The organism is Rummeliibacillus sp. BSL5 (assembly GCF_052928305.1).
The window spans coordinates 1,486,078-1,509,961 of sequence record NZ_JAVGCV010000001.1; the positions used below are offsets into that span (position 1 = coordinate 1,486,078).

At 37.9% G+C, this 23,884-nt stretch carries 24 protein-coding genes and 1 other annotated feature; of the genes, 8 read left to right on the forward strand and 16 right to left on the reverse strand.

From position 1 onward, the window contains the following. Nucleotides 1-30 precede the first annotated feature (30 nt). Nucleotides 31-582, forward strand: a complete 552-nt coding sequence (locus RCJ93_RS07580) for a CotY/CotZ family spore coat protein (protein WP_446738719.1) — start codon at nucleotides 31-33, stop codon at nucleotides 580-582. A gap of 166 nt (nucleotides 583-748) precedes the next feature. Here RCJ93_RS07580 and RCJ93_RS07585 read toward each other — a convergent pair whose 3' ends face one another. The 6 genes from RCJ93_RS07585 to RCJ93_RS07610 form a co-directional block, all read right to left on the reverse strand. Next, complete coding sequence (locus tag RCJ93_RS07585; RefSeq protein ID WP_446738720.1) at nucleotides 749-1,198, reverse strand: hypothetical protein; 450 nt, start codon at nucleotides 1,196-1,198, stop codon at nucleotides 749-751. 50 nt (nucleotides 1,199-1,248) lie between these two features. Next, a complete protein-coding gene (gene mgtE / locus RCJ93_RS07590) occupies nucleotides 1,249-2,625 on the reverse strand; it encodes a magnesium transporter (protein WP_251645486.1) in 1,377 nt (458 codons plus the stop codon). A gap of 434 nt (nucleotides 2,626-3,059) precedes the next feature. Next, nucleotides 3,060-3,983 carry an RluA family pseudouridine synthase gene (locus RCJ93_RS07595; RefSeq protein WP_446738721.1) on the reverse strand — a complete coding sequence of 308 codons (924 nt, stop codon included), beginning with the start codon at nucleotides 3,981-3,983 and terminating at the stop codon, nucleotides 3,060-3,062. Continuing rightward, nucleotides 3,983-4,789 (reverse strand): NAD kinase, encoded by an 807-nt coding sequence (locus RCJ93_RS07600; protein WP_066784812.1) that lies wholly within the window; start codon nucleotides 4,787-4,789, stop codon nucleotides 3,983-3,985. The genes RCJ93_RS07595 and RCJ93_RS07600 overlap by 1 nt, the downstream gene beginning before the upstream one ends. After that, entirely contained in the window at nucleotides 4,786-5,466 is a 681-nt protein-coding gene (locus tag RCJ93_RS07605; protein WP_066784810.1) for a GTP pyrophosphokinase, read from the reverse strand. The genes RCJ93_RS07600 and RCJ93_RS07605 overlap by 4 nt, the downstream gene beginning before the upstream one ends. A gap of 20 nt (nucleotides 5,467-5,486) precedes the next feature. Further along, the gene (locus RCJ93_RS07610; RefSeq protein ID WP_150283730.1) at nucleotides 5,487-5,873 is read right to left on the reverse strand and encodes a UPF0738 family protein; all 387 of its coding nucleotides are present in this window, start codon (nucleotides 5,871-5,873) and stop codon (nucleotides 5,487-5,489) included. Nucleotides 5,874-6,086: 213 nt separating this feature from the next. On the opposite strand from RCJ93_RS07610, the gene RCJ93_RS07615 reads away from it, so the two are divergent. The 4 genes from RCJ93_RS07615 to RCJ93_RS07630 all read left to right on the forward strand — a co-directional run bounded on the left by RCJ93_RS07615 (nucleotide 6,087) and on the right by RCJ93_RS07630 (nucleotide 8,935). Beyond that, on the forward strand, nucleotides 6,087-6,665 hold the full coding sequence (locus RCJ93_RS07615; RefSeq protein ID WP_446738722.1) for a CYTH domain-containing protein: 579 nt from the start codon (nucleotides 6,087-6,089) through the stop codon (nucleotides 6,663-6,665). A gap of 73 nt (nucleotides 6,666-6,738) precedes the next feature. Continuing rightward, nucleotides 6,739-7,533: a lytic transglycosylase domain-containing protein gene (locus RCJ93_RS07620; RefSeq protein ID WP_446738723.1), complete on the forward strand. Its 795-nt coding sequence runs from the start codon at nucleotides 6,739-6,741 to the stop codon at nucleotides 7,531-7,533. 191 nt (nucleotides 7,534-7,724) lie between these two features. Then, the gene (locus tag RCJ93_RS07625; protein ID WP_066784795.1) at nucleotides 7,725-8,126 is read left to right on the forward strand and encodes a globin domain-containing protein; all 402 of its coding nucleotides are present in this window, start codon (nucleotides 7,725-7,727) and stop codon (nucleotides 8,124-8,126) included. Further along, nucleotides 8,123-8,935 carry a DsbA family protein gene (locus tag RCJ93_RS07630; protein WP_066784793.1) on the forward strand — a complete coding sequence of 271 codons (813 nt, stop codon included), beginning with the start codon at nucleotides 8,123-8,125 and terminating at the stop codon, nucleotides 8,933-8,935. Before RCJ93_RS07625 ends, RCJ93_RS07630 begins: the two co-directional genes overlap by 4 nt. 528 nt (nucleotides 8,936-9,463) lie before the next feature. Here the strand turns inward: RCJ93_RS07630 and pepF are convergent. The 4 genes from pepF to spxA all read right to left on the reverse strand — a co-directional run bounded on the left by pepF (nucleotide 9,464) and on the right by spxA (nucleotide 14,022). Next, on the reverse strand, nucleotides 9,464-11,278 hold the full coding sequence (gene pepF, locus RCJ93_RS07635) for an oligoendopeptidase F (RefSeq protein WP_446738724.1): 1,815 nt from the start codon (nucleotides 11,276-11,278) through the stop codon (nucleotides 9,464-9,466). Nucleotides 11,279-11,338: 60 nt separating this feature from the next. Then, nucleotides 11,339-12,454: a competence protein CoiA gene (locus tag RCJ93_RS07640; protein ID WP_446738725.1), complete on the reverse strand. Its 1,116-nt coding sequence runs from the start codon at nucleotides 12,452-12,454 to the stop codon at nucleotides 11,339-11,341. A 98-nt stretch (nucleotides 12,455-12,552) separates the two neighbouring features. Beyond that, on the reverse strand, nucleotides 12,553-13,212 hold the full coding sequence (gene mecA / locus RCJ93_RS07645) for an adaptor protein MecA (RefSeq protein WP_147194567.1): 660 nt from the start codon (nucleotides 13,210-13,212) through the stop codon (nucleotides 12,553-12,555). Nucleotides 13,213-13,626: 414 nt separating this feature from the next. Next, entirely contained in the window at nucleotides 13,627-14,022 is a 396-nt protein-coding gene (spxA, locus tag RCJ93_RS07650) for a transcriptional regulator SpxA (RefSeq protein ID WP_066791827.1), read from the reverse strand. 508 nt (nucleotides 14,023-14,530) lie between these two features. Beyond that, nucleotides 14,531-14,747: a binding site (T-box leader), on the forward strand. 56 nt (nucleotides 14,748-14,803) lie between these two features. On the opposite strand from spxA, the gene trpS reads away from it, so the two are divergent. Then, nucleotides 14,804-15,793, forward strand: a complete 990-nt coding sequence (trpS, locus tag RCJ93_RS07655) for a tryptophan--tRNA ligase (protein ID WP_251645470.1) — start codon at nucleotides 14,804-14,806, stop codon at nucleotides 15,791-15,793. A 324-nt stretch (nucleotides 15,794-16,117) separates the two neighbouring features. Here the strand turns inward: trpS and fabF are convergent, their stop codons facing one another. After that, entirely contained in the window at nucleotides 16,118-17,353 is a 1,236-nt protein-coding gene (fabF, locus tag RCJ93_RS07660; protein ID WP_066784784.1) for a beta-ketoacyl-ACP synthase II, read from the reverse strand. A 28-nt stretch (nucleotides 17,354-17,381) separates the two neighbouring features. Further along, on the reverse strand, nucleotides 17,382-18,320 hold the full coding sequence (locus tag RCJ93_RS07665) for a beta-ketoacyl-ACP synthase III (RefSeq protein WP_251645469.1): 939 nt from the start codon (nucleotides 18,318-18,320) through the stop codon (nucleotides 17,382-17,384). 326 nt (nucleotides 18,321-18,646) lie between these two features. Here RCJ93_RS07665 and RCJ93_RS07670 point away from each other — a divergent pair, with 326 nt between their 5' ends. Continuing rightward, complete coding sequence (locus tag RCJ93_RS07670) at nucleotides 18,647-18,850, forward strand: YjzD family protein (RefSeq protein ID WP_066784779.1); 204 nt, start codon at nucleotides 18,647-18,649, stop codon at nucleotides 18,848-18,850. A 53-nt stretch (nucleotides 18,851-18,903) separates the two neighbouring features. Here RCJ93_RS07670 and RCJ93_RS07675 read toward each other — a convergent pair whose 3' ends face one another. Then, nucleotides 18,904-21,045 (reverse strand): ATP-dependent Clp protease ATP-binding subunit, encoded by a 2,142-nt coding sequence (locus RCJ93_RS07675; RefSeq protein WP_446738726.1) that lies wholly within the window; start codon nucleotides 21,043-21,045, stop codon nucleotides 18,904-18,906. A gap of 198 nt (nucleotides 21,046-21,243) precedes the next feature. On the opposite strand from RCJ93_RS07675, the gene RCJ93_RS07680 reads away from it, so the two are divergent. Then, on the forward strand, nucleotides 21,244-21,948 hold the full coding sequence (locus RCJ93_RS07680) for a Crp/Fnr family transcriptional regulator (protein ID WP_446738727.1): 705 nt from the start codon (nucleotides 21,244-21,246) through the stop codon (nucleotides 21,946-21,948). A gap of 98 nt (nucleotides 21,949-22,046) precedes the next feature. On the opposite strand, the gene RCJ93_RS07685 is transcribed toward RCJ93_RS07680, so the two are convergent. The 3 genes from RCJ93_RS07685 to RCJ93_RS07695 all read right to left on the reverse strand — a co-directional run bounded on the left by RCJ93_RS07685 (nucleotide 22,047) and on the right by RCJ93_RS07695 (nucleotide 23,882). Further along, nucleotides 22,047-22,355, reverse strand: coding sequence for a metal-sulfur cluster assembly factor (locus RCJ93_RS07685; RefSeq protein ID WP_066784777.1), 309 nt, complete (start codon nucleotides 22,353-22,355; stop codon nucleotides 22,047-22,049). A gap of 52 nt (nucleotides 22,356-22,407) precedes the next feature. Next, nucleotides 22,408-23,178, reverse strand: a complete 771-nt coding sequence (locus RCJ93_RS07690) for a prolyl oligopeptidase family serine peptidase (protein ID WP_150283722.1) — start codon at nucleotides 23,176-23,178, stop codon at nucleotides 22,408-22,410. A gap of 74 nt (nucleotides 23,179-23,252) precedes the next feature. Beyond that, nucleotides 23,253-23,882, reverse strand: a complete 630-nt coding sequence (locus tag RCJ93_RS07695) for an HAD family hydrolase (protein WP_446738728.1) — start codon at nucleotides 23,880-23,882, stop codon at nucleotides 23,253-23,255. Nucleotides 23,883-23,884 lie beyond the last annotated feature (2 nt).

Below are 23,884 nucleotides of genomic sequence, written 5' to 3' on the forward strand. Positions count from 1 at the left end.
ATAGAGAATCTGAATAAGGATGTGATAATAATGGGTTGTGGAAGAGAAAGTTCAAGCAGTTCAAGTTCAAGTTCGAGTTCAAGCGTTAAGCCAATCACTTCAGCTAATTGTGTGTGTGATGTAGTGCAAGCAATTTTAGACATTCAAACACAGGACATCACGAATGATTGCCAATGCCCTTCCAACTGTTTCCTAGAACCTCTCGGTGGCTTGGTAAGTCCGGCTAGATCCAATGCGGACACACGTGTATTTATGTTATTAACAAAAGATGGCACACCATTTAAAGCATTTTTCAAATCGCGTCACCACGCTTCACAAAATGACGGTTCACCTCATCATCACGGATGTTTTTCTGTATTTTTCCGTGTAGAAGATGTATTTGATGGCTGTTGTGCAACATTGCGTGTATTAAAACCAAACAAAAACATTCATAAAGATTGCGATTGCGGCTCGATCGATTTAAATGCACTTTGCGATGTAACGGATTTTGCCCTTACAGATAGCTGTATTACTGTGGATTTAAATTGCTTCTGTGGCGTACAATGCATCCAGGACGTCTTCTTAAATGTTTGTCCTGATTAACAAAATACCTAAACTAAATATCGAATAGACGCGAAAAAGCGGGATTCTCCTTTACTATGGTGAATCTCGCTTTTTTCATACCGAAAATTAACTCGTGGTGTAAATTATTTTCCAGCATTAAAAAAGCCTAGAAAAATATCTAGGCAAATTTTAAAAAAATATTCTATTACTCAACATCGATTATGTTTTTTTCAACATGCTGTGCTTGTGTTTTAAAAAAAGAACTTCCTCTCCACACCAAATCAGAGATTTCCCAAACCTTATATGTTAACAATTTTTCCGAGGTTTGAATAAAGACGTCTTCTGTCTCACTATCAAATTTCTTTACTACTCCAGTAATCTCCTGACCATCAATCAATACAAATACAAGTGGCTGATATGCCCTTTGCTGGAATGGCTTTGACAGGAAATGAAGCCTCTCTTTTCTTTTTACTAATTCATCAGCTTGAAGATTATGCTTGCTTGGTTTTTGTTCATTCTCTAAGTAATCTAGGTGCTCTGTTTGGTCTTCGATAACTATACTTTCGATTAGCACCTCGCCAGTTTCGACAGGGACCACCGTTTCCCTAAAAAAAGCAGGGGGCGTTTTGATAAAAAGGAGTGGGTCTTTTCCCACAATCACACATCCTTTTTATTTTTATCATATGCCTAATATGCCATATGGGTTCACATGAGATGATTAATGAAAGCTGTAGCAATTCCTAAGTAAATCAGAATACTGGTAATGTCATTTAATGTTGTGATAAAAGGACCTGAAGCGACTGCAGGGTCAATATTCATGCGGTGCATCACTAACGGTATCACTGCACCAGCCAAAGTTGCCACGACGATTGAACAACAGATGGCCACACCTACCAACAATCCTAGAAGGAATGTATGTTGCCAGAAGTATACAATGCCGAGCGCGATGATACCACAAACAACTCCCATGATGATGCCGGTGACCATCTCTCTAAGCATCAGTGCCCATTTGTTATCTTCTTCTGAATTCCCTGTCGCAATCCCTCGGACCGCAACCGCAAGCGCCTGTGTACCACTATTCCCTGAAGTCCCGCCAATTAACGGAATAAACGCTGCCAATAACGCTACTTTTTCAAGCGTATCAGTAAATAGATCAACTAAATTAGCCGTAATCATACCAAGGAACAACAGTATAACAAGCCAAGGTAATCTTTTTTTGGCAGCCAAAAAAGGATTCTTATCAAAAGTGTCCATATCTGAAACACCTGCTAGCTTGGAATAGTCCTCAGATGCTTCTTCATCAATAACATCAATAATATCATCGACTGTGATAATACCGAGCATTTCATTTTTTGAATTAATAACGGGCACCGCTAGGAAGTTATAGTCCTTCATAATCTGAGCTACATCTTCCTGGTCATCCGCTACCTTCACGCTTACGACACGATCATTCATAATATCATGGATTAGCGTATCTTCATCCGCGATAATTAAATCACGCAATGAAATGACACCTGCCAAATGCTCAGCATCATCCACCACAAAGATATAATAGATGGTTTCGGCATTCGGCGCTTCATTCCGCAGTATCGTCATAGCAGACCTTACAGTGGAGTTTTCGGGGATTGCCACATATTCCGTGGTCATAATAGAACCCGCAGTATATTCCTCGTAATGAAGAAGCTCCCGAATTTCCTGGGCATCTTCATTGCTCATTAATTTTAAAAAATGGCTAATTTGGTCTTTGTCTAATTCATTTAATACATCGACCGCATCATCCGTGTACATTTCTGAAATCATTTGCGCCGCATAAATAGGCGTCATTTCCTCAAGAAACCGAGTATATCCATTATCGTCAAGTTCTAGAGCTTCGAAGATTTCCGCCAACTCTTTCGGGGACAAGTATTGATAGATTACCTGTCGTATATCTGGTTCCACCTTCTCATAAAACTGTGCCTGATCATATGGATGAAGCGATAAATACTCTTCTCTAAATGCAAGTGTATCGCCTTGGTGAATTAACGAGCATAAATGCTCTTCATCAAATTGTACTTCATCATTTTCTGTTGTGTTATCCATCATGCATGTCCCCTCCTCTCGATTTGGATCTTTTTTAATACCTTACTATAATAGTGCGAAGTTTCGACAAGGGTCAATTCTTTTTTAGTGTTTCTATTGAATCAATTTCATAAATCCGTTTTTATAAAAGTACGGTTTAACCTTTTATTTATTCATAATAGTTCTGGCTAGATACGCTTTGCAGTGGAAGACTTAATCAATTCATCAATTCATTCTTGCAAGTATTCAGCTCAAGCTCTACCTGCAGTGATCACTATATCTACTGCACTATACCCCAAAAATATCATATAAAAAGAGCCTGGGACATAACTAAAGTAGTCCATTCCCCTGTGCTCCCAAAACTGAATAGGGGTTTGGGATATTTAAAGGCAGTCATATAGAAAAAATGCATGAAGGCGTATTGTCCTTCATGCATTTTTATTTGTCCCAGCCTCTTGTTAATTTACACCGCTATTTGAATGGCTGAGCAAAATATGCTCCATATCTTCCGGAAGATTGCTATGCCATATCATTTCCTCTTGGGAGAGAGGATGTTGAAGCTTTAGCGAAACACAGTGCAGCGCCTGCCTTCTAATCAATGTGCATTTTCCTCCATATAAGTCATCACCCAGCAATGGATGTCCAATCGAAGATAGGTGTACACGAATTTGATGTGTTCTGCCTGTATGCAAAGTCAAACGAACATGACTTACTTCTTCTCCATTTACATTAAAACGGTTTAAAACAGTGACATCTGTATGGGCGTATTGTCCATCCTCTGTTACTTCACGTTCAATAATGCTTCCTGCTTTTCTGCCAATCGGTGCGATGATTTGCTGAAAGTCTTCTTTCACGTGGCCATGTACAAGCGCTTCATATGTTCGGTGAATGGTATGCGATTTTTGTGCTTCGCTAAGCAAATGATGTATATGGCGGTGCTTTGCTATACACATCAACCCTGATGTATCGCGGTCTAATCGTGTGACGATATGAACAGTGGATGCCACATCCTGCTCTTGCAAATGCCCCGCAATCTTATTCGCCATACTGCCTGTTGGATGGTCATGTGAGGGTATAGAACTTTGACCATCCGGCTTTTCGACAATCAATAATGCTTGATCTTCATAACAGATAGTTAAACGTCCTTTTTCAGGTATTAAGCCAACACTCATCTCTTCTTTAGGAAAAATAACCTTAATTTCATCGCCTTCTGTTAAGGGATGTCGCACATTCTGTTCTTCTCCATTGACCAACAGAGCGCCACCGCGAAATTTGATCGCTGTTAATGTTCTCTTCGAAATGCCAAAATGAGCTAGTGCATCTCTAAGTAATTGTCCATCTAGAGATGCATGAAACGTTAAATGGTATCGTAAATCTTTCATTAGTCCCTCAAATCGCTATCAATAAAGGAATCATGTACACGTTGCCAGAAAGGAAATGCTCTAAAACGCGCAAATCTCACTTTATCTTTTGCCACACGATATTGAATGGTTTTCACGTTTTTATGCAACAGCTGAATATGATCAATCGTTACCATAAAATCATCCACCTTTACTGGCTTTAATACACAGTTGTGATGTGCAGGTAACACGAGCGAAGAGCCAACTGTACGGAATACGCGATTATTGATAGAAGCCATTTCCGTTAGCTGAATTGTCTCTAATGATGGGTGAATAATGGCTCCTCCCAGTGCCTTGTTATAAGCTGTGCTGCCGGAAGGAGTAGAGACACATAGACCGTCGCCGCGGAAACGTTCAAATAGCTTACCGTTTAACTCTATATCCATTACTAGTGTGACCTCTGGCGACTTCACAGTAGATTCGTTTAGCGCTAAATAGGTAAAACAATCCGTATTGTCTTGATAATTAATCGTCATTTCTAATAATGGGTACTCAATTACATCAAACTCATTTTTAGCAATTGAAATGACCAATTTTTCAATTTCAGCTGGCTTCCAATCTGCATAGAAACCGAGATGACCTGTATGGATTCCTACAAAAGCCACTTCTGACAACATATGTGTATATCTATGGAAGGCCTGTAATAGTGTACCATCACCGCCGATAGATAAGACTATTTCCGGTTTTTCTTCGTCTAATTCCAACCCAAAATGTGTTAAATAGTTGATAGCTCGTTCCATCAGTTCATTAGACTGTGGATCATTCCGTGACTGCACTGCGAATCTCATCGTTTTCCTTCATCTCCTTTCCCTTGACTTTGGCGCACTTCTGGATTGTTTGCTTCTTTATATTCTGTGAAATATGCCTGGGCTTCTCGAATTTCCTCGCGAATCTCAGACATCTCCTCATCAAGCATGAATGCTGCTTCGGCTGCGCTTTGAAGGCGTTTTTTTATCTCGTCAGGAAATAATCCCTTATATTTATAGTTTAACGAATGTTCAATTGAAGCCCAGAAATTCATAGCGAGCGTTCGTATTTGGATTTCTGCCAATATCTTTTTTTCGCCCTGAATGGTTCCGACAGGATATTCGATTATCATATGATAAGAACGATATCCGCTCTTTTTCACATTCGTAATATAATCTTTCTCTTCTATGATATGTAAATCATTTCTTTGCCGCAAAAGGTCAATTACAACTGGTATATCATCGACAAATTGGCACATAATTCGCACGCCTGCGATATCCTGCAGCTCATGTGCAAGTGTATCGGAAGGTTCAAAGACCAAACCTTTTTCCAATGTCTTATCATATATACTTGCAAGCGGTTTTACTCTGCCTGTGACAAATTCAATCGGCGATGTCCTATTTGATTTCTCAAATTGAGCACGTATTCCTTTTAATTTTATTTTCAATTCATCAACGGCTTGCTTATATGGCTGCAAAAAGCGATCCCATTGTCCCATGATAAGTCCCCCTAACACATTTAGGCTTCACTCAAAAGTTGTGCAAACACTTCCTCAACCGCTGTTGTAAAAGCTTCGCCGTAATTAGAGTTGCCTTCAATATTATATATTAGCGATCTTAATTCATCCCATAGATGAACTAATTCCACTTTACCCGCATCCCATTTTAACACAGGTACTGCATTTACCTGCATAGCAGCAGCTAAATCAGGCCAAATAGCTTGCGGGAATTCCACATAGCTATATCCCTCTTCCTCATCCATCATATATACAAACGTCATGGCATCCGAGTCTGTAATAAGCTTGCCTGACGGCGTTCCCATTATATTCTCCTCTTGGTTTTCAAGTAGAAAATTAATATGTGTGTTTTCTAAAGTACTACTGCTAATCGTATATGTTTTTCTCACTATTCTTCTCCCCTTTTGTGAAGTGTTTCTCTCGTTTTGTATTATGGATTTCACGATTAAATTGTTCGCTCTTTACTTAGTTGTAGAACTCCATATTATTTTATCATAAAGACGTTCTTTTCTGACCATATTCTTCATTTTTACGTCTGTACACCTTTGTTGTCATTTTAGCCTAAATTCCGCTATAATTCAGGATAAGAAAGGGTGAAAAGAATGCCCCAAGAATTAGAAATTGAATTCAAAAATATGCTGACAAAAGATGAGTTTATCAAACTCGCCGACTATTTCAATCTAAAACAAGACGACTTTCGTGAACAAACCAATTATTACTTTGATACAGAGGACTTCTTATTGAAACAACTGCGTGCAGGTCTCCGTATACGAAAAAAAGGCTCTTCCTTTGAATGTACATTAAAAGAACCGTTCACCGGTATAGGGCTCATGGAAACAACGGACAGGCTAACTGCAGGTAAAGCAGACTCTTTTCTAAAAGGAGAAGGCCCACTTGCTGCCCCAGAAGTAAACCAACGGCTTGAAGCATTAAAAATTAATATAAAAGACTTAAATAATATAGGTACACTTATCACCAAACGTGCCGAAATAAAGTACGAGGGTGGTCTTCTAGTTTTGGACCATTCAAATTATGGACGTACGGAAGACTATGAACTAGAATATGAAGTATCAAATGAGGAAAAAGGAAAAGCAACATTCCTTGAATTTCTTGCTAGCCATTCGATTCCCATCCGTCCTGCAGAGAAAAAAATTGCCCGCTTGATGAATGCGAAACAGTAAGATCTTTCTTTTCTTACATCGTGTGTAACGGGTATTTTTACAATCTCTGTTTGATAAAAAGTGAGGTCTATCCATGAACATTCAATCTATTCTTCCATATATACAATCACTTAATACGAATACAGCAGATATAAATGGAAATAACACAACAAATTCTTTTGCTAACATGATGGGGCAATATACTGGCTTATCAACAGAATCATCCGATACTTCGCAAATGCTTGGTATGTCTAATGCTTTGTCGAATACAGGAACACAATTATTGCAATTATTATCTTCTAGCGGTATGCAGAATAGTAATTTAGCTAGTGCCTTCAATCCAACCCAACTGTTGGGCAGCTTAGGCTCCTTATCCAACAGTGCCAACTCGCTTTATTACAACGGGACATCTCCCGTTTACACTCCAGCTACGATGAATTATACAAATGGTGCCTCGTCTGCGTTAAATGCAACACAGCAACCCGTGAGTGCCGCGGCAGGGTCTGGGCCACAAACGAGTTTTGATGGATTAATCACGAAGGCTTCCAATATGTATGGTATTCCAGAAAAAATGATAAAATCGGTAATTAAACAAGAATCTGGCTTCAATCCAAGTGCCACTAGCTCAGCTGGAGCAGGAGGTTTAATGCAATTAATGCCGAGTACTGCTAAATTCTTGGGTGTTTCCAATGTGTATGATGCCGAACAAAATATCATGGGCGGCACTAAATATTTAAAACAATTATTTGATAAATTTGGGGGCAATTATGATTTAATGCTCGCTGGATACAATGCAGGGCCTGGAGCAGTTGCTAAATATGGCGGCGTTCCTCCTTATAAAGAAACCATGAACTATGTGCAATCTATTATGAATACATTTAATGCTTAAGCCTCTTATATTACTGGCCAATCTTAGCTAACTGTCATCTATTTACGTTTAATTATGTATGATTTTAGCACGTAGATTGGCCTTTTATTTTGTACTCTATGAAATTTGAAATAGATAACGTATCATTTGTTTGAGAAAATAGAAAGAGGTTGATAAAATAGGATTACAGCTAAAGCAAAGGAGATACATCTATGATGCAAAAACCTATTATCCCATTTGAGGAAATTGGTGAGGAAAGACTCTATAAATTGATTGATATTTTCTATTCAAAAGTTGCCAACAATCCGAAGCTAAAGCCTATATTCCCTGATGATTTAACTGAGACCGCACGCAAACAAAAGCAATTTCAAACACAATATTTAGGCGGTCCCAACATTTATACACAAGAGCACGGCCATCCCATGATGAAAGCTAGGCATATGCCATTTAAGATTACTCCTGAAAGAGCTCAAGCTTGGTTGGAGTGCATGTCCGAAGCTATGGATGAAGTCGGCTTAGACGGCAAATTCAGACACGTGTACTATCAACGTCTTGTCCAAACTGCACATCACATGATCAACGCACCGGACGAAGACGAGGAGGTTTTAGAGTGAACAATATTCAGTATTTAAGCGAAAAACCTGCTGTCTCCCCATCTCTAAGCAAACCGATTGAACTTTATGTGTTCATCGATTTGCTTTCTCAGGGGAGCTTTGAACTTCAAGCGCTAATCCGACAATTACAAATAAACTATGGCCATTATTTTTCAATGCGCTTTGTCCTGAGCACAGAATTAAATTCTTTAAACAGTGCATGTCAGCGTATTAATAGTTGCCAAACACAAGAAGAACTAGTGGACCTATCACATCCTGTCCTGCCTTCCATCGCCGTAAAGGCTGCGGAACTGCAAGGAAAAAAAGCAGGTTATCGCTATTTAACCAAGCTCCAGGAATACACCTATTTAAATACCAAAAATGTATGCCAATGCAGTACATTACAAGAGATCGCTTATGAAACAAATCTAGATGTAGAAGAATTCCAAACAGACTTTTTATCCGTGGAAGCTTCCCGCTCTTTCCAGAACGATTTATGCATCGCACGAGAAATGGAAGTAGATGAAGTGCCAAGCTTTGTATTCTTCAATGAAAATATTGAGGATGAGGGATTAAAAGTTTCAGGCAGCTACTCCTATGAAGTCTATGAAAAAATATTAGAAGAATTACTCGGTGAGAAGCTAGTTTGCCAGCAACCGCCATCAGTAGAAGATTTATTCCATCGCTTTCATACATTTACAACAAAAGAATTAGCAGCAATTTATCAAATTTCCCCTTCTACTTGTGAACGTGAGCTAAAGAAAAAAATGTTGCAACAAAAAGTAGACCGAGTGACTTATGAAAACTTATCGCTCTGGCGTTTAAAATAAATAAATCAAAAAAGCCCTAACTGTTGATAACAGTTAGGGCTTTCTGTGTTGGGATATAACATTCTAAAAAGGGCAAAAAATAAAGAAGCATCTCTACGGGAGATGCTTCTTTTCACAAAGGGGATGGGAGAAATGTTCACGTTCAAACAAAGGGGTGTATGTTTGTTTGTGATTTATTTCACATCTATTACTTTAGCACGGAAAATCGCATATATCAACGCTTTGAACATCTTTTCACAAAGTTGTCAAATAGAAAGCGTTATCATTGAATATTATCCATTTATTCTCAGGTTTTTCTTATATATGTGAACTAATTTGATATGTGGATGAAGTGGAGATATCTACGCTTTCCTAGGGTAAGCCTTCTTTTAATACAAAGATATGCACCTGCAACGCTCAATGTAGGATTCCACATCAAATAATTACGAATACATTGTTTTCAAACTTTCTATTAGCAATATCCCCGTCTGAACCCAAAGCAAAAAAGATTGAACTCTTCAATTAGAGAGTTCAATCTTTTTCATTCGATTATTGTTCTGACAATAGCTTTTCTAATTCTTCTAAGTTTCGCTCGAACACTTTACATGCTTCTTCAATTGGGGATGCAGATTCCATATCAACGCCAGCAGCTTTTAACACATTGATAGGATAATCTGAGCAGCCTGCTTTTAGGAACTTATTGATATAGCGCTCTACAGCTGGTTTGCCCTCTGATAAAATTTGAGAACTTAATGCAATTGCAGCACTTTTACCTGTTGCATATTGATACACATAATAGTTGTAGTAGAAGTGTGGAATGCGAGCCCATTCCAACCCGATCTCTTCATCTACGACCATGTCATCACCAAAATATTTCTTATTTAACTCATAGTATACTTCAGTCATACGATCAGCAGTTAGAGCTTCACCTTTTTGGTCCATTTGATGAATAATATGCTCAAATTCTGCAAACATTGTTTGACGAATAATGGTACCACGGAAGCCTTCAAGCCAATGATTCAAGATATAAATTCTTGTTTTTGGATCATCAATTGTTTTCAGCAAGTAGTCATTTAACAATTCTTCATTACATGTAGATGCTACCTCTGCCACAAAAATTGAATAATCGCCGTACACAAACGGTTGATTGTTGCGTGTGAAATAACTGTGGATACTATGTCCAAATTCATGCACAAGTGTGAACAAGTTATCCAGATTGTTTTGCCAGTTCATCAGAATATATGGATTTGTTCCGTAAGAACCTGATGAATAAGCCCCGCTGCGTTTGCCTTTGCTTTCTAAAACATCCACCCAGCGATCTTTTAAAGCTTGCTCAACGATACCTACATACTCATCCCCCATCACACTTAAGGATTTGAGCATATGTTCCTTGGCTTCGTCATATGTCATATCAATTTTTGATTCAGCGACAAGTGGTGTATAAACATCCCACATATGCAATTCATCTACCTGAAGCATTTTTTTGCGCAATGCAATGTAGCGATGCATTAATGGTAAATACTTGTGGATAGTTTCAAGCAATTGATCGTATACTTTTTCTGGAATATGATTTGCGCTCATAGCAGCTTGGCGGGCAGAATCATAATGGCGAATTTCAGCATTCACATTATGAGCTTTCACATTGCCTGATAACGTTGTAGCAAACGTATTTTTAAAATCTCCATACGTTTTGTACATTGCACGGAATGCAGCTTCACGGACTGAGCGATCTTTGCTTTCCAAGAAATGAACATAGTTGCCATGAGTTAATTGAACTTCATTGCCTTCTTCATCACGTACAGTTGGAAATTCCAGGTCTGCATTGTTCAGCATACTAAAGGTATTAGAAGAAGCGCCCGTTACCTCAGACATTTGCGAAAGCAATGCCTCTTGTTCTGCAGGCAAAATATGAGGGCGTTCATTATTAATTTCTTCTAATTCATGTGTATATAATTGGAGACCCTTATTTTCTTTCAAATATTCTTTAATTACCGCTTCATCCAACGCTAAAATTTCCGGCGTCAAGAAAGACAGGCTTGTAGAAACCTTTGCATATAATGTTTTAGCTCGACTGTCCATAGCTTGGTATGTGGAATTTGTTGTATCTTGGTCATTGCGCATATGTGAATATACATAAAGCTTCCCAAGCTTAGTATAGACTTCATCGCGGAAACGAAGGACTTTAAGCAATGCATCCGATCCTTCAGCAATAGTACCTTGATATTGCGAAGCCTGTTTCGCCAATTCTGTTAATTCTTGATAAGAATTTTCCCAATCAGCATTTGACTGAAAAATATCTTCCAATTTCCATGTTAATTCCTCTGGTACTTCTTCTCTTGTAAGTACTTTCGTTTTTTCTGTCATTACTTAAACCTCCTACTTTCAACTCCAAAAATGGACTGCTCTATTATTTTCTCAATTTTCTTAAGTTTTTGCAAGAAATTGATTATAAATATAGTGGAATATCTTTTCTTCCTCATAATGGCTAAATATATCTTCAATATCTAAATAATTTAATATTTCGCTATAAAAACGAATTGATTCTGTATCTACACATATGCCATGTGAGTCAGTGAAATCCTTTGCTAATTTTGGACTATAAGCCATACAATTTTGATGCTGTGTATATAAAAAATATAGCCATAACAGCTGCCATTCAACTGCTTCTATCGAATGCGGCTTTTTATTTATTGGAATGCCAACAAATAATGGCAGCTTCTCAGGGATGACTCGTAAATAATAGCAAGCACGTAAAAAGGGATCTTTTACTCCTCTCTTGCTTATATGTAGTCTTCCTCTAAGAACTCGTTCTCGTTCCCTTTTGCAAAGCTGCCAATATTTCAAGTATTCATTCTTTGTGAGTGCACTTGCACGCAAAAAAGGAAAGTGTTGTTGGTCAATGGCAAGTGTTTGTACCTTTGCAATGAAGCGATATCCGCCAATAGGGAGCAGATAATTATAGTACACGAATAGTTTTAAAGTGGGGTTGTAGGTGATGAGATGGGCGTGTTGATTACTATATGTGATGAACTGCTGTTTAAATGGGGATAAACGTATTTGTTGAATTCCATCTTTATGAGGATTTTTGGTCGTGGGGGTATGTAAAATCCACAGTGGAATCATTTTTTCCTTGTGATAGCCAGTTGTACGTTTTACCATTTGGGGTTTGGAAATCGTACTGTATTGAAATTCAATAGCATATTGCTGTTCTTCTACTTTGATAAGAAGATCGGGACGTTGCATTAAACTTTTTAGATAAGGCTCTAGCTTTGCCTCTATCTGCAGTCTTTGAAACATTTCATATAAATGCCGTTTTCCAAGCAAGTGTGTAGCTGTCTCGCCTTCTGAAAAATACTGGCAAGACCCTTTCTTTCTGTGTGCAAAATGCGGAATCATCACTTGTCCAATTTTTAAATGCACGGCTTTTTGACATTGCGGACAATAAAATTGTTCTTTTTCTCTCAAACGACTTAACCCATTTTTATCTTCATTTCCAGTCAACAAAATGAGCTTGTTCGAGGAATCAAGTGCCGTCAACATTCAATCACCTCCACAAACCAAATTGTAAGAATATTCGACTCTGAATGCAAACAAAAAACCTTCTCAACTTGGAAATAGAGAAGGTTTCAAAGAAACTGTTAGAAGTATTTTCGCACTGTTTCTAAGCAGTTTTTATCCATAATTAATTTTCCGTATTCTTCTAAAAGGTGAATGGTCGTATCTGCTTCTTCTGCACATTCGGAGATAACGCTTAGATAGTCTTCTAAATCATCCATCGTCATTTCCTCGTCAAAGTCAGCATGCAAGAAATACTTGCCTTTCATCTCGAAAAGTGATGTTTCAAAGTTTGCACTTTGTGGCATTCTTTCTGCTATATCAATTATGTCGTCAAAGTCTTTTAGGATAAACGTATATCCATCTATATCATCCTCAACTTCGCCGAAAATTGTATCAAAGTTAGAGGAACCCGCCTTCGCATCAAGCCCACTAAATGCATTTTCAAAAAACTTTCTTTTTTCTTCAATACTTGAAGGGAGATCCATCAAACCATCAGGAGATAACTTTGTAGATGTTACCGTCAATTCGAGACCTTTGTCAGTTGCCACAACTTGGATCCATAACGGGCCATCCATTTCAAAATCTATATCATCATTAATCTCTTCCATCATAACCCAGAAGAGTTCTTCGCCTTTATCACGGTCATACCAAATTTCATCTTTGGTGAATCCTCGTTCTTCAATATCAACGTAAGAAATGAAGAGTTTTAGTGTATTCTCATTAATGCGTTCCATATCCATTTTACACAACCCCCTTCGGTCCATAATTATAATATTCTTCAACGATCATGTAGCCAGATTTTCAAGGTGTATTACTTTAACAGCGTCTATTACTATTGTATGACGAGATGGTGAAAAATGAAAAGGATAAATCTTAGGAAATATCAATAGTATATGAATTATAATAGTTTTAAGTTCCATTTGCCAATAAGAAGCAATAGATTATGGCAATGTGAATAGAATGTATTCACCGCAATTGTTTTAACATTATATTCTGATGCCTTGCCATTGTTGACACATCGCTGTTCTTTAATATCCTCATGTCTTTACCTTCTTCTTTACCCACAAATGGCTTTTAAAAAACGAAAAAAGCTAAAACCCACCAGACGATGGATTCTAGCTTAGCTTGTACACCTGTACTTGATCTATACAGAGTTAGTTCACCATTTTTTGCGCTTCTTGCAATTGGTAAGCACGAACTTTTCGTGGTAGGAAACGACGAATTTCATCTTCGTTGTACCCCACTTGCAGACGCTTTTCGTCCAAAATGATTGGACGTCTTAATAAGCCAGGATTTTCTTGGATTAACTCATATAATCGTTGTAAAGGTAATGATTCAACGTCCACTTTTAATTTTTGGAAAATCTTTGAGCGTGTAGAGATAATCTCATCTGTGCCATCTTCCGTCATTCGTAGTATTTCTTTAATTTCGCTTATGCTTAACGGCTCCGCGAAGATATTTCTTTCTTTATATGAAATCTCATGTTCTTCTAACCATGCTTTTGCTTTTCTACATGAAGTACAACTCGGTGATGTAAAAAGAGTGACCATCATCTCAAAAACACATCCTTTCGAAAATGTGAGTTAATGTATATAGGAATTGCTGTATTGTTAAATTAGAATTACTCTAATAAAGAAGTCTAACATCATTATACACCATAAATTCTCATTTGAATATACACAAAATAGAAATTACATCAATTGATTGACGACTAAATATGACGAATTATTCTATTATGTTCAGTTTCACTATTATTCGTCATAGAGCAATTCTCAGTTATATCTGTATTATCCCCATTTTCAGGAACAACTAAACATAAAAATCCAGAATAATTTTCTCAATTAATACCTTTACACTGAAAATGAGTTGCTATACTATTATTTACGTTTAATTGCCAAAAAGGTTCCAAAACTTTTTGAAAAGATGAAAAATAATGAAGATATTTCTTAGACATTCTCTAACTGTCCTAACAGTAGACAAATAAAAACTTTCTCTATAATTGGAAATTATGCAACAGTTGCTTTTTCAAAAACGCTATATTATAATTTTCACCATATTGATAAAACGTTGAAGAAGAAGAGTACTTATAGTTCGTATGTAAAGAGAGTCTGTGGCTGGTGGAAACAGATCCTACGCTATAGGGAATGGGCTTCTGAGTAGCTTTATGAAAACATAGTAGTAAGGCTCGGGTTTGTCCTACGTTACAGGATTAGAGTGGCCGGATTTCGGCAAACTTGGGTGGTACCGCGGATACATAACATTATTCGTCCCTTTTCAGAGGGATGAATAATGTTTTTTTGTTTTTATAAGAAATTTTAGGAGGAAAAAGAAATGAAAAGAATTTTTTCAGGTGTACAACCAACAGGTGTCATTACATTAGGAAACTATATTGGGGCCTTTCGTCAATTTGTGGCTATGCAGGAGGATTATGATTGCATCTTTTGTATCGCTGATGAACATGCAATTACTGTACCGCAAGATAGCGATTCACTAAGAAACAGCATACGAGCTCTTGCCGCTACTTATATTGCAGCAGGCATTGACCCACATAAATCAACATTATTCATTCAATCCGAAGTTCCTGCACATGCACAAGCAGGCTGGATGTTAACTTGTACAGCTTATATCGGAGAATTGGAACGCATGACTCAATTTAAAGATAAGTCGAAAGGAAAAGATGCTGTATCAGCCGGCCTTTTAACTTACCCTCCATTAATGGCAGCAGATATCTTGCTTTATAATACAGACATCGTTCCTGTTGGAGAGGATCAAAAACAACATCTAGAAATTACACGTGATCTAGCAGAGCGATTCAACAAACGCTATGGCGAAGTATTTACTATTCCAGAAATCCAACTCCCTAAGAACGGTGCTCGCATCAAATCACTTCAAGATCCATTGAAGAAAATGAGCAAATCAGATGAGAACAAAAAAGCAACAATCCGTTTGCTGGATACGCCGAAAGAAATCGAGAAAAAGATCAAATCAGCCGTTACTGATTCGGAAGGTATCGTGAAATTCGATATGGAAAGTAAGCCAGGTGTTTCTAATCTTTTAACTATTGAAGCAGCGTTGAGCAATATGTCGATAGACGATTTGGTCTCAAAATATGATGGACTTGGCTATGGTGCTTTTAAAGCGGGCGTAGCGGAAAGTGTTATTCATCACCTAACACCAATTCAAGAAAGATACAATGAATTAATTGATTCACCTGAATTGGATGAAATTCTGAATGTTGGTGCTGAGAAAGCCAACAAGATTGCAAGTGAAACTGTTACGAAAATGGAGTCCGCGATGGGCTTGGGAAGAAAAAGACGGTAATCAGTCCAAGACATGCTCCTAAAAAGATTTTAAAGTCCACTGTCTTCAAGATGAAAATAAATACATCAGACCATGGATAACCGAGAGCATGATAGTTTAAATACAAAATCATATGAGTGGCGGTCAATACAACTAGTCCATAACAAATTAAAAAAAATAAGAATCGCATATCATTATCCTTTTCTTGTTTTTTTATTTCAGTGATTGAAAGAGATTTGTTGTGTGAATCTTCGTATTGTCGTTAAAAGAATCTATTATAAGCTATGAAAAAAAGCCTTTCTCTATTCATGAGAAAGGCTTTTCTACTAGTTTTAACTTTTTATATTACATCTTTTTAAACAGTAGTGAAGCATTATGTCCACCAAAACCAAGTGAATTGCTCATCACGTAAGAGATTTCTTGCTCTCTTGCTTTATTTGGCACATAATCCAAATCACATTCTTCATCTGGAGTTTCAAGATTCATTGTCGGTGGCAAAATATTTTCTTGCAACGCCAATACAGAGAAGATTGCCTCAATACCACCTGCTGCACCAAGTAAATGGCCAGTCATTGATTTAGTTGAACTGATTGCTAATTTATAAGCATGCTCTCCGAAAACTGTTTTGACCGCTTTCGTTTCGAATAAATCATTATAGACCGTACTTGTTCCGTGAGCATTAATGTAATCCACTTGCTCAGGAGATACATCTGCATCATTAAGTGCTTGTTGCATAGCACGTGCTGCTCCTTCACCTTCTGGAGCAGGAGCTGTGATATGGTGTGCATCACCTGTTGAGCCGTAGCCAATAACTTCTGCGTAAATTTTTGCACCACGGTTAACCGCATGCTCATATTCTTCCAGGATCACAATACCAGCACCTTCGCCAATAACGAAGCCATCACGATTTTTATCGAACGGACGTGAAGCTGTTTTTGGATCTGGATTTAATGTTAGTGCAGTATTTGAACAGAAACCAGCTACTGCCATGTTAGTAATCGGTGCTTCTGCTCCACCTGAAATCATGACATCAGCATCACCACGTTCAATTACCTTGAAGGCGTCACCGATTGAGTTTGTACCTGATGCACAAGCTGTTACTGAACATGAATTAATCGCTTTTGCTCCGAAATGGATGGATACTTGACCCGCTGCCATATCGGGAATCATCATTGGTACGAAAAATGGACTCACACGACGTTGCCCTTTTTCAAGGAAATTATTATATTGCTGTTCAAATGTCTCCATTCCACCAATTCCTGAACCAATCCATACACCCGTACGCAATCCGACCTCAGGCGTAATTTCTAGGTTTGAATCTTCAACAGCCATAATAGATGCGGCTAATGCATATTGAGTAAAACGGTCCATTTTTCTTGCATCTTTTTTAGAAATATATTTTTCAATATCAAAGTCTTTTACTTCAGCAGCAATTTTAGCCGGAAATTTTTCTGGATCCAATCTTGTTAATGGTCCAATTCCAACATGGCCTGCTTTAATATTTTCCCAAGTTGTTGAAATATCGTTTCCTAGCGGTGTTACTGCTCCAATACCAGTCACTACTACTCGACGTTTTGCCATGGTTATAATTCCTCACTTTTCCTTTGTGTTATTTTCCCCATCTCATTGCAACAGCGCCCCAAGTTAATCCAGCTCCGAAACCTACTAAAACAAGTAGATCATCATCTTTAATGCGGCCGTTCTCCAACTCTTCTACTAACGCATTACCAATTGAAGCAGCTGAAGTGTTACCGTATTTGTGGATAACTGACGACATTTTTTCAGGCGGTAATTCCAACCGTTGTCTAGAAGCTTCCATGATACGGATATTAGCCTGATGTGGAATCAAAAAGTCTACATCATTTTTTGTTAAGCCTGCTTTATCAATTACATTTAGTGCAGATTGCCCCATTTGACGAACTGCAAATTTAAATACTTCGCGGCCATTCATTGAAAGATAGTTTTCTTTCGTTTGATATAGATGATTTCCACCTGAACCGTCTGAACCCAATTCAAATGAAAGTATGCCTCTTCCTTCAGAAACTTTACCTACCACTGCTGCAGCTGCACCGTCTCCAAAAAGAACGGCTGTATTACGATCAGACCAGTCAACAATTTTTGTTAGTTTTTCAACTCCAACAACCAAAACATAATCGTAAACACCTGATTCAATAAACTGCTTAGCTGTGACTAAACCATAAATATAGCCAGCACATGCTGCAGAAAGATCCATCGCTGCTGCATTCACTGCTCCAAGCTGGTCTTGTATCATGCAGGCTACACTCGGAAATGGCTGATCCGGCGTAACAGTAGCTACTAGAATTAATCCAATTTGGTCTGGTTTTATGCCAGCGTCTTTGATCGCTTTATCTGCTGCTTCAAATGCCATATGGGATGTATCTTGGTCATCTGCAGCGATATGACGTTCTTGTATGCCAGTACGTGTGCGAATCCATTCATCTGACGTATCCATCATTTTTTCTAAATCAAAATTTGTTAATACCTTCTCTGGAACACATCTTCCTACTCCAACAATCCCAGCATTCATGAGGTAGCGCCTCTTTTCTTATTATCAATTATTAGTATCTGGTCTTAATTATAGCGAATAATTCTCTTTTTATCAATATGAATCAATTTTGTTCATATCAGATTGTAAAAGTTTCTTCCAAAAAAATAAAATGTTATGGTATGATAGAGTTGATATAAAGTGAAACGAACACTCAGATTTCATGAGGTTTAATCCTCAATTAGTGCGCGTTGAACCAATCGGGCATTTATGGTCAGTAACTCTTCTAACCATTCGTTATCAATCAAGTGTTGAGTTGAGGTCTTGCTGCCCCATAATGCGGATAAAAGTGAGCTAGAGGTGATTATATGAAATACATTATGTTAGTGATTTGGTCAGCATTATTGGTTTCCACTTTAAACTATGTTGTGAGCTCAATCAATAATGTGCCATTAGATGGACCAGCATTCACAAAAGGATTATGGATATCACTTATCATTTCAGTATTAATCTTAATAATGGATGCAGTGATTCCAAAAGATTCACCAAAAGAAATCGGTCAACACGAATAATGACTAAAAAACCTGTCCTAAATAATGGACAGGTTTTTTATTTTGAAGAATGATTATTTACTTTCTTTATGAATCGTTACTTTACCATCCTCCAAAGCTACTACTAATCGGTCTCCGGCGCTTGCTTCGCCTTTTAATAATTCTTGCGCTACCAATGTTTCAATATAACGTTGAACAAAGCGGCGTAGTGGACGTGCGCCAAATGCAGGGTCAATGCCTTCTTTGACTACCCATTCTAGTACATCTTCATTTACGGTTAGCTCAATATCTTGTTCTGCCACCCGTTTTTGAAGAAGTGCTACATATTTTTTAGCAATTTCGTGATATTGTTTTTCTGATAAGGAATGGAACATCACGATATCATCAAGTCGGTTAAGCAATTCTGGTTTAAAATGTTGTTTCAATTCTGCCATTACTAGATCTTCGATTGCATGATCGCTATCTTGCCCTTTTAACTCCAACAAATAGTGTGAGCCAATATTGGAAGTTAAGATGATAACTGTATTGGTAAAGTTAACTGTTCGCCCTTGACTGTCGGTTATTCGACCATCATCCAATATTTGCAACAAGATATTCGCTACATCAGGATGAGCTTTTTCAATTTCATCGAGCAACACAACAGAATAAGGATTTCTGCGAACGGCTTCTGTCAATTGACCGCCTTCTTCGTATCCAATATATCCTGGAGGTGCCCCCACTAATCTTGAAACACTGTGTTTTTCCATGTATTCGGACATATCTATACGAATGAAATGATCTTCTGAATCAAATAGCTGAGCAGCCAATGCTTTAGCTAATTCTGTTTTACCGACACCTGTTGGACCTAAAAATAGGAATGAACCAATAGGCTTGTTCGGATCTTGAATGCCCGCTCTTGCACGCCATACAGCTTCCGTCACCAATCGAACTGCATCGTCTTGCCCTACTACACGTTCATGCAATGTGTCTTTCAGGTGCAATAGCTTTTCGCGTTCACCTTCTACTAATTTAGTCACAGGAATACCCGTCCATCTTGAAACGATTGATGCAATCTCTTCCGCTGTTACATCTTCCCGTAACAAACGGCTCTCATCATCAGTTTGCAAAGATTTTTCAAGCGATTGCAGTTCTTTTTCTAATTCTGGAATTTTGCCATGGCGCAAAACAGCAGCTTTGTTAAGATCATATTGATTCTCTGCATCTTCTAATTCTCTACGATAGCGGTTTAATGTTTCCCGTTTTTCTTGGATAGCTTGCAGTGCATTTTTTTCTGACTCCCACTGCTCTTTCATATTTTTAGATGATGCTTTTAATTGTTCTAACTCTTCGCGTATAGCTACTAGCCTTTTTTTGCTTGCTTCGTCTTTTTCTTTTTGTAACGCTTGTTCTTCAATCTCTAGCTGCATTTGGCGACGTGTTACTTCATCTAGCTCTTGTGGCATTGAATCGATTTCAGTACGAATCATCGCACAAGCTTCATCGACTAAATCAATCGCTTTATCTGGTAAGAAGCGCTCTGTTAAATAACGATTAGACAATTCTGCTGCTGCCACAATTGCTCTATCATGAATTTTTACGGCATGATGCAATTCAAAGCTTTCCTTTAGACCACGTAAAATGGAAATCGTATCTTCTACAGATGGTTCACGCACGAGTACTTGTTGGAAGCGACGTTCAAGTGCCGGGTCTTTTTCAATATACATGCGATATTCATCAAGTGTTGTCGCGCCGATACAATGTAATTCACCGCGTGCAAGCATTGGTTTAAGCATATTGCCTGCATCCATTGCTCCGTCTGTTTTTCCCGCGCCAACAATGGTATGAATTTCATCAATGAATAAAATGATACGTCCTTCACTTTCTTTGACTTCTTTCAAGACACCCTTTAACCGTTCTTCGAATTGGCCACGGTAACTAGCACCAGCCACTAATGCACTCATATCAAGCTCATATATGAGATGATCCTTTAATCCTTCAGGTACATCTTTTTTTACAATACGCTGTGCAAGGCCCTCAACAATAGCTGTTTTCCCTACCCCAGGTTCACCAATTAATACCGGGTTATTTTTTGTTTTACGGGACAATATTCTAATAACATTCCGAATTTCTTGGTCTCGACCAATGACAGGATCCATCTTTCCTTTTTTCACTTCTTCTACTAAATTCCGTCCAAATTGTTCTAATGGGCTTTTTTGCTCTTCGTTATTCATTTGCATTCAAATCAGCTCCCTTTGACCATTACTGACCTTATGTTAATTTTATTATATTCTTCTCTATCTTTAATGTAAAGTAATATGTTTGACCTTATTTGACTATATAATAATTACCATTATTTGCTGTATTCACATGACTATCATTCTAACTACGCTGTGTTATAATAAGAAAAATAGATTACGTGAAGGATGGGATAGGTATTGGCAGATTTGGATCATTTTGAACCGCTTCCGCAAAAGATACGAAAAATCTTTGAAGAACATGGTTCATTGATTAAATTTCCTAAGAGTAGCCATATTTGCACCGAGGGAGAGCCAGTTAAAGATCTTTTCTTTATCGTAGCTGGAAAAGTGGTTGTATCGAAAGAAACTGCAGGAGGCAAAGAATTGTCACTCCGAATTTGTGGCAGTGATGATTGTATTGGTGAAGGAATTGTTTTTAGTACATCTGGATTTTATCCGCTGAGTGCCAAAACATTAGAAGCCTCTCAAATTCTTACATTAGATGCAGGCCTTTTCGAAATACTATTAGCTCAAGAACCTGATTTGTTAATTGTGTACATTAAATGGCTACAGCTTCAAAATTTAAAAACTCAAACGAAGCTGCGCGATTTACTGCTATTTGGCAAGAAAGGTGCGCTATATTCCACTATCATTCGTTTATCCAATACGTACGGTGAAAAACTAGAAAATGGTGACATCCTGATTAACTATCCATTAACAAACACTACGCTAGCAAATTTGTGTGCAACAAGCCGTGAAGTAATCAATCGTACGCTGCATGAATTAAAGAATTTAGACGTCATTTCTTTTGATAAAGGATTGATTACCGTTCATCAATTAAACTATTTAAAAGATCAATGTGAATGCGATAACTGCCCTATTAGCGTCTGTCGTATTGACTAATGCTTCATCTTCTATGTATACCCTACTGTCATGAATATATTCGGAATGCTTATATAAAAAAATCAGTGAAGAACTAGTTCTCCACTGATTTTTAATTTTTATCGAATACCTAATGCCATTTTTGCGTAACGTGACATCTTATCTTTAGACCAAGGCGGATTCCAGACAACATTGACATCTACATCTTTTACTTCTGGAATTTCAAATAAAGCTGTACGGATTTGATCCACAATCACTGGTCCTAGTGGGCACCCCATAGAAGTAAGTGTCATTGTGATGACGCATAGGCCTTCTTCAGACATATCCACGTCATAGACTAAACCTAAATTGACGATATCTATACCCAGTTCTGGGTCAATAACATTTTCAAGTGCACCTAGAATATTTTCTTTTAAATCTGCATCCATGGTTTTATCCCCTTTCTTCATATTGTTCCCTAATCATATCATCCCTAAATCACTATGCCAAATGGTCAGCAAGGAAAGCAGTCCCTGCGAGCATCCCTGCACGAGAAACTTTGTGGCCAGAAGACGAATCAACCATAAACGCCAAATCTTCTGGATGATTCTGATAATAATCTTTTTGAAGTAGTTTATAAAATTCATGCGTAGGCTTAAATGGTACCATTTGGTCCTTTTTGCCATGCCAAAAGAATACAGGACGACCTAACAGACCTTCTGGTTCTTTACTTAAGTCAAAACGACTAAGCGTTTTATACATTCCCTCTAATTCTTCGTCATTCAACGGAATTTTAAACCCTTTTTCTTCAATGCCTGCAATTTGTTCCTTCGCTAACTCTACATAAGCTGGAGAGCCCATCATAACAGCCGCCGTTTTGATCCACGGATATACTTTCAATGCGCCAAGCGTCACAATGCCACCCATTGAGGTTCCAGAAAGGCCAATTTCACCTTCTTTTGCCAACCCTTTTTCTAGCAACTGGTTGCGTAAAAATTGTACTTCTTCGATAGAAGTTAAAACAATTTCCCAAAAACGCAGACTCAACTGAACTTCATCCAGTTCTTCTTCACGTTCCCCATGCAATAGCGCATCAGGCAATAATACACGTAGCCCCTTATTTACTAACTGGTAAGCATAATGTAGATTATGTTCTTTTGCGCTTGTAAATCCGTGCAAAAAAATGACAGTGGGCGCTTCTTTTGTCGCCGACTGTTCATTGTATATATGAAGTAAAGGGATATTGCCCCAAATTTCATGGTCCACTTTCATTTCATTCACTCCCTCATTTCGTTATGTCAATGTTATCAAAAAAAAGAAAGTGAAGCCAATCTGATGTCATATACTTATGGTTTCAAGCCTGCTAATACTGCTATATCCTGTGGTTTTTTTAATACGTATTCCGCTAAGTCATAGCCCTCTGTTGTTTTCGCTCCCCACAATGCCAGGGCAAAATGTACTCCAGCTTTATAGGCGCAATGCATATCATAGATAGAATCGCCAATGTACAGCGCGCTGCTACTTGGTACACCTAATCCTTCTAGGCAAGCCAATAGTGGTTCTGGCTCTGGTTTGTGTTTGACTGTATCGTCAGCGCAAACTATATACTGAAAATAGGTATTCAATCCAAATGGTTGAAACTCTCTTTTCAATTCGTCTCTTGTTTTAGAGGTAACAATCCCCATTTGGATCTGCTTTTCAGCCAATAATTCTATGATTTCTTCTATACCGCTAAACAATCCAACTTCATCAGCATATGCTAATACCGCTTGCGACCATTTTTTATCCATTTTATCTACATTCGTTATAGGGAGTTGCTTGAGTGCCTCTTTCCCCGGAATTCCTAAAGAAAACTTTAGATCATCCAATTCATAACATAATCCTTCTTCCTTCAATACCTGCTGTAGAGATAATAAAATGGCTTTTTCTGTATCCAATAAAGTACCATCAATATCAAAAATAATCGATTTGTACATCT

Coding starts and splice junctions, on each gene's coding strand:
- RCJ93_RS07675 (WP_446738726.1), bottom strand. CDS start 21,045: ATGCAAATGAATAACGAAGAGCAAAAAAGCCCATTAGAACAATTTGGA.
- RCJ93_RS07670 (WP_066784779.1), top strand. CDS start 18,647: ATGAAATACATTATGTTAGTGATTTGGTCAGCATTATTGGTTTCCACT.
- pepF (WP_446738724.1), bottom strand. CDS start 11,278: ATGACAGAAAAAACGAAAGTACTTACAAGAGAAGAAGTACCAGAGGAA.
- RCJ93_RS07625 (WP_066784795.1), top strand. CDS start 7,725: ATGATGCAAAAACCTATTATCCCATTTGAGGAAATTGGTGAGGAAAGA.
- RCJ93_RS07690 (WP_150283722.1), bottom strand. CDS start 23,178: ATGAAAGTGGACCATGAAATTTGGGGCAATATCCCTTTACTTCATATA.
- RCJ93_RS07580 (WP_446738719.1), top strand. CDS start 31: ATGGGTTGTGGAAGAGAAAGTTCAAGCAGTTCAAGTTCAAGTTCGAGT.
- spxA (WP_066791827.1), bottom strand. CDS start 14,022: ATGGTCACTCTTTTTACATCACCGAGTTGTACTTCATGTAGAAAAGCA.
- RCJ93_RS07600 (WP_066784812.1), bottom strand. CDS start 4,789: ATGAGATTCGCAGTGCAGTCACGGAATGATCCACAGTCTAATGAACTG.
- RCJ93_RS07695 (WP_446738728.1), bottom strand. CDS start 23,882: ATGTACAAATCGATTATTTTTGATATTGATGGTACTTTATTGGATACA.
- RCJ93_RS07620 (WP_446738723.1), top strand. CDS start 6,739: ATGAACATTCAATCTATTCTTCCATATATACAATCACTTAATACGAAT.
- RCJ93_RS07595 (WP_446738721.1), bottom strand. CDS start 3,983: ATGAAAGATTTACGATACCATTTAACGTTTCATGCATCTCTAGATGGA.
- RCJ93_RS07640 (WP_446738725.1), bottom strand. CDS start 12,454: ATGTTGACGGCACTTGATTCCTCGAACAAGCTCATTTTGTTGACTGGA.
- mecA (WP_147194567.1), bottom strand. CDS start 13,212: ATGGATATGGAACGCATTAATGAGAATACACTAAAACTCTTCATTTCT.
- RCJ93_RS07615 (WP_446738722.1), top strand. CDS start 6,087: ATGCCCCAAGAATTAGAAATTGAATTCAAAAATATGCTGACAAAAGAT.
- RCJ93_RS07665 (WP_251645469.1), bottom strand. CDS start 18,320: ATGAATGCTGGGATTGTTGGAGTAGGAAGATGTGTTCCAGAGAAGGTA.
- RCJ93_RS07685 (WP_066784777.1), bottom strand. CDS start 22,355: ATGGATGCAGATTTAAAAGAAAATATTCTAGGTGCACTTGAAAATGTT.
- RCJ93_RS07605 (WP_066784810.1), bottom strand. CDS start 5,466: ATGGGACAATGGGATCGCTTTTTGCAGCCATATAAGCAAGCCGTTGAT.
- trpS (WP_251645470.1), top strand. CDS start 14,804: ATGAAAAGAATTTTTTCAGGTGTACAACCAACAGGTGTCATTACATTA.
- mgtE (WP_251645486.1), bottom strand. CDS start 2,625: ATGATGGATAACACAACAGAAAATGATGAAGTACAATTTGATGAAGAG.
- fabF (WP_066784784.1), bottom strand. CDS start 17,353: ATGGCAAAACGTCGAGTAGTAGTGACTGGTATTGGAGCAGTAACACCG.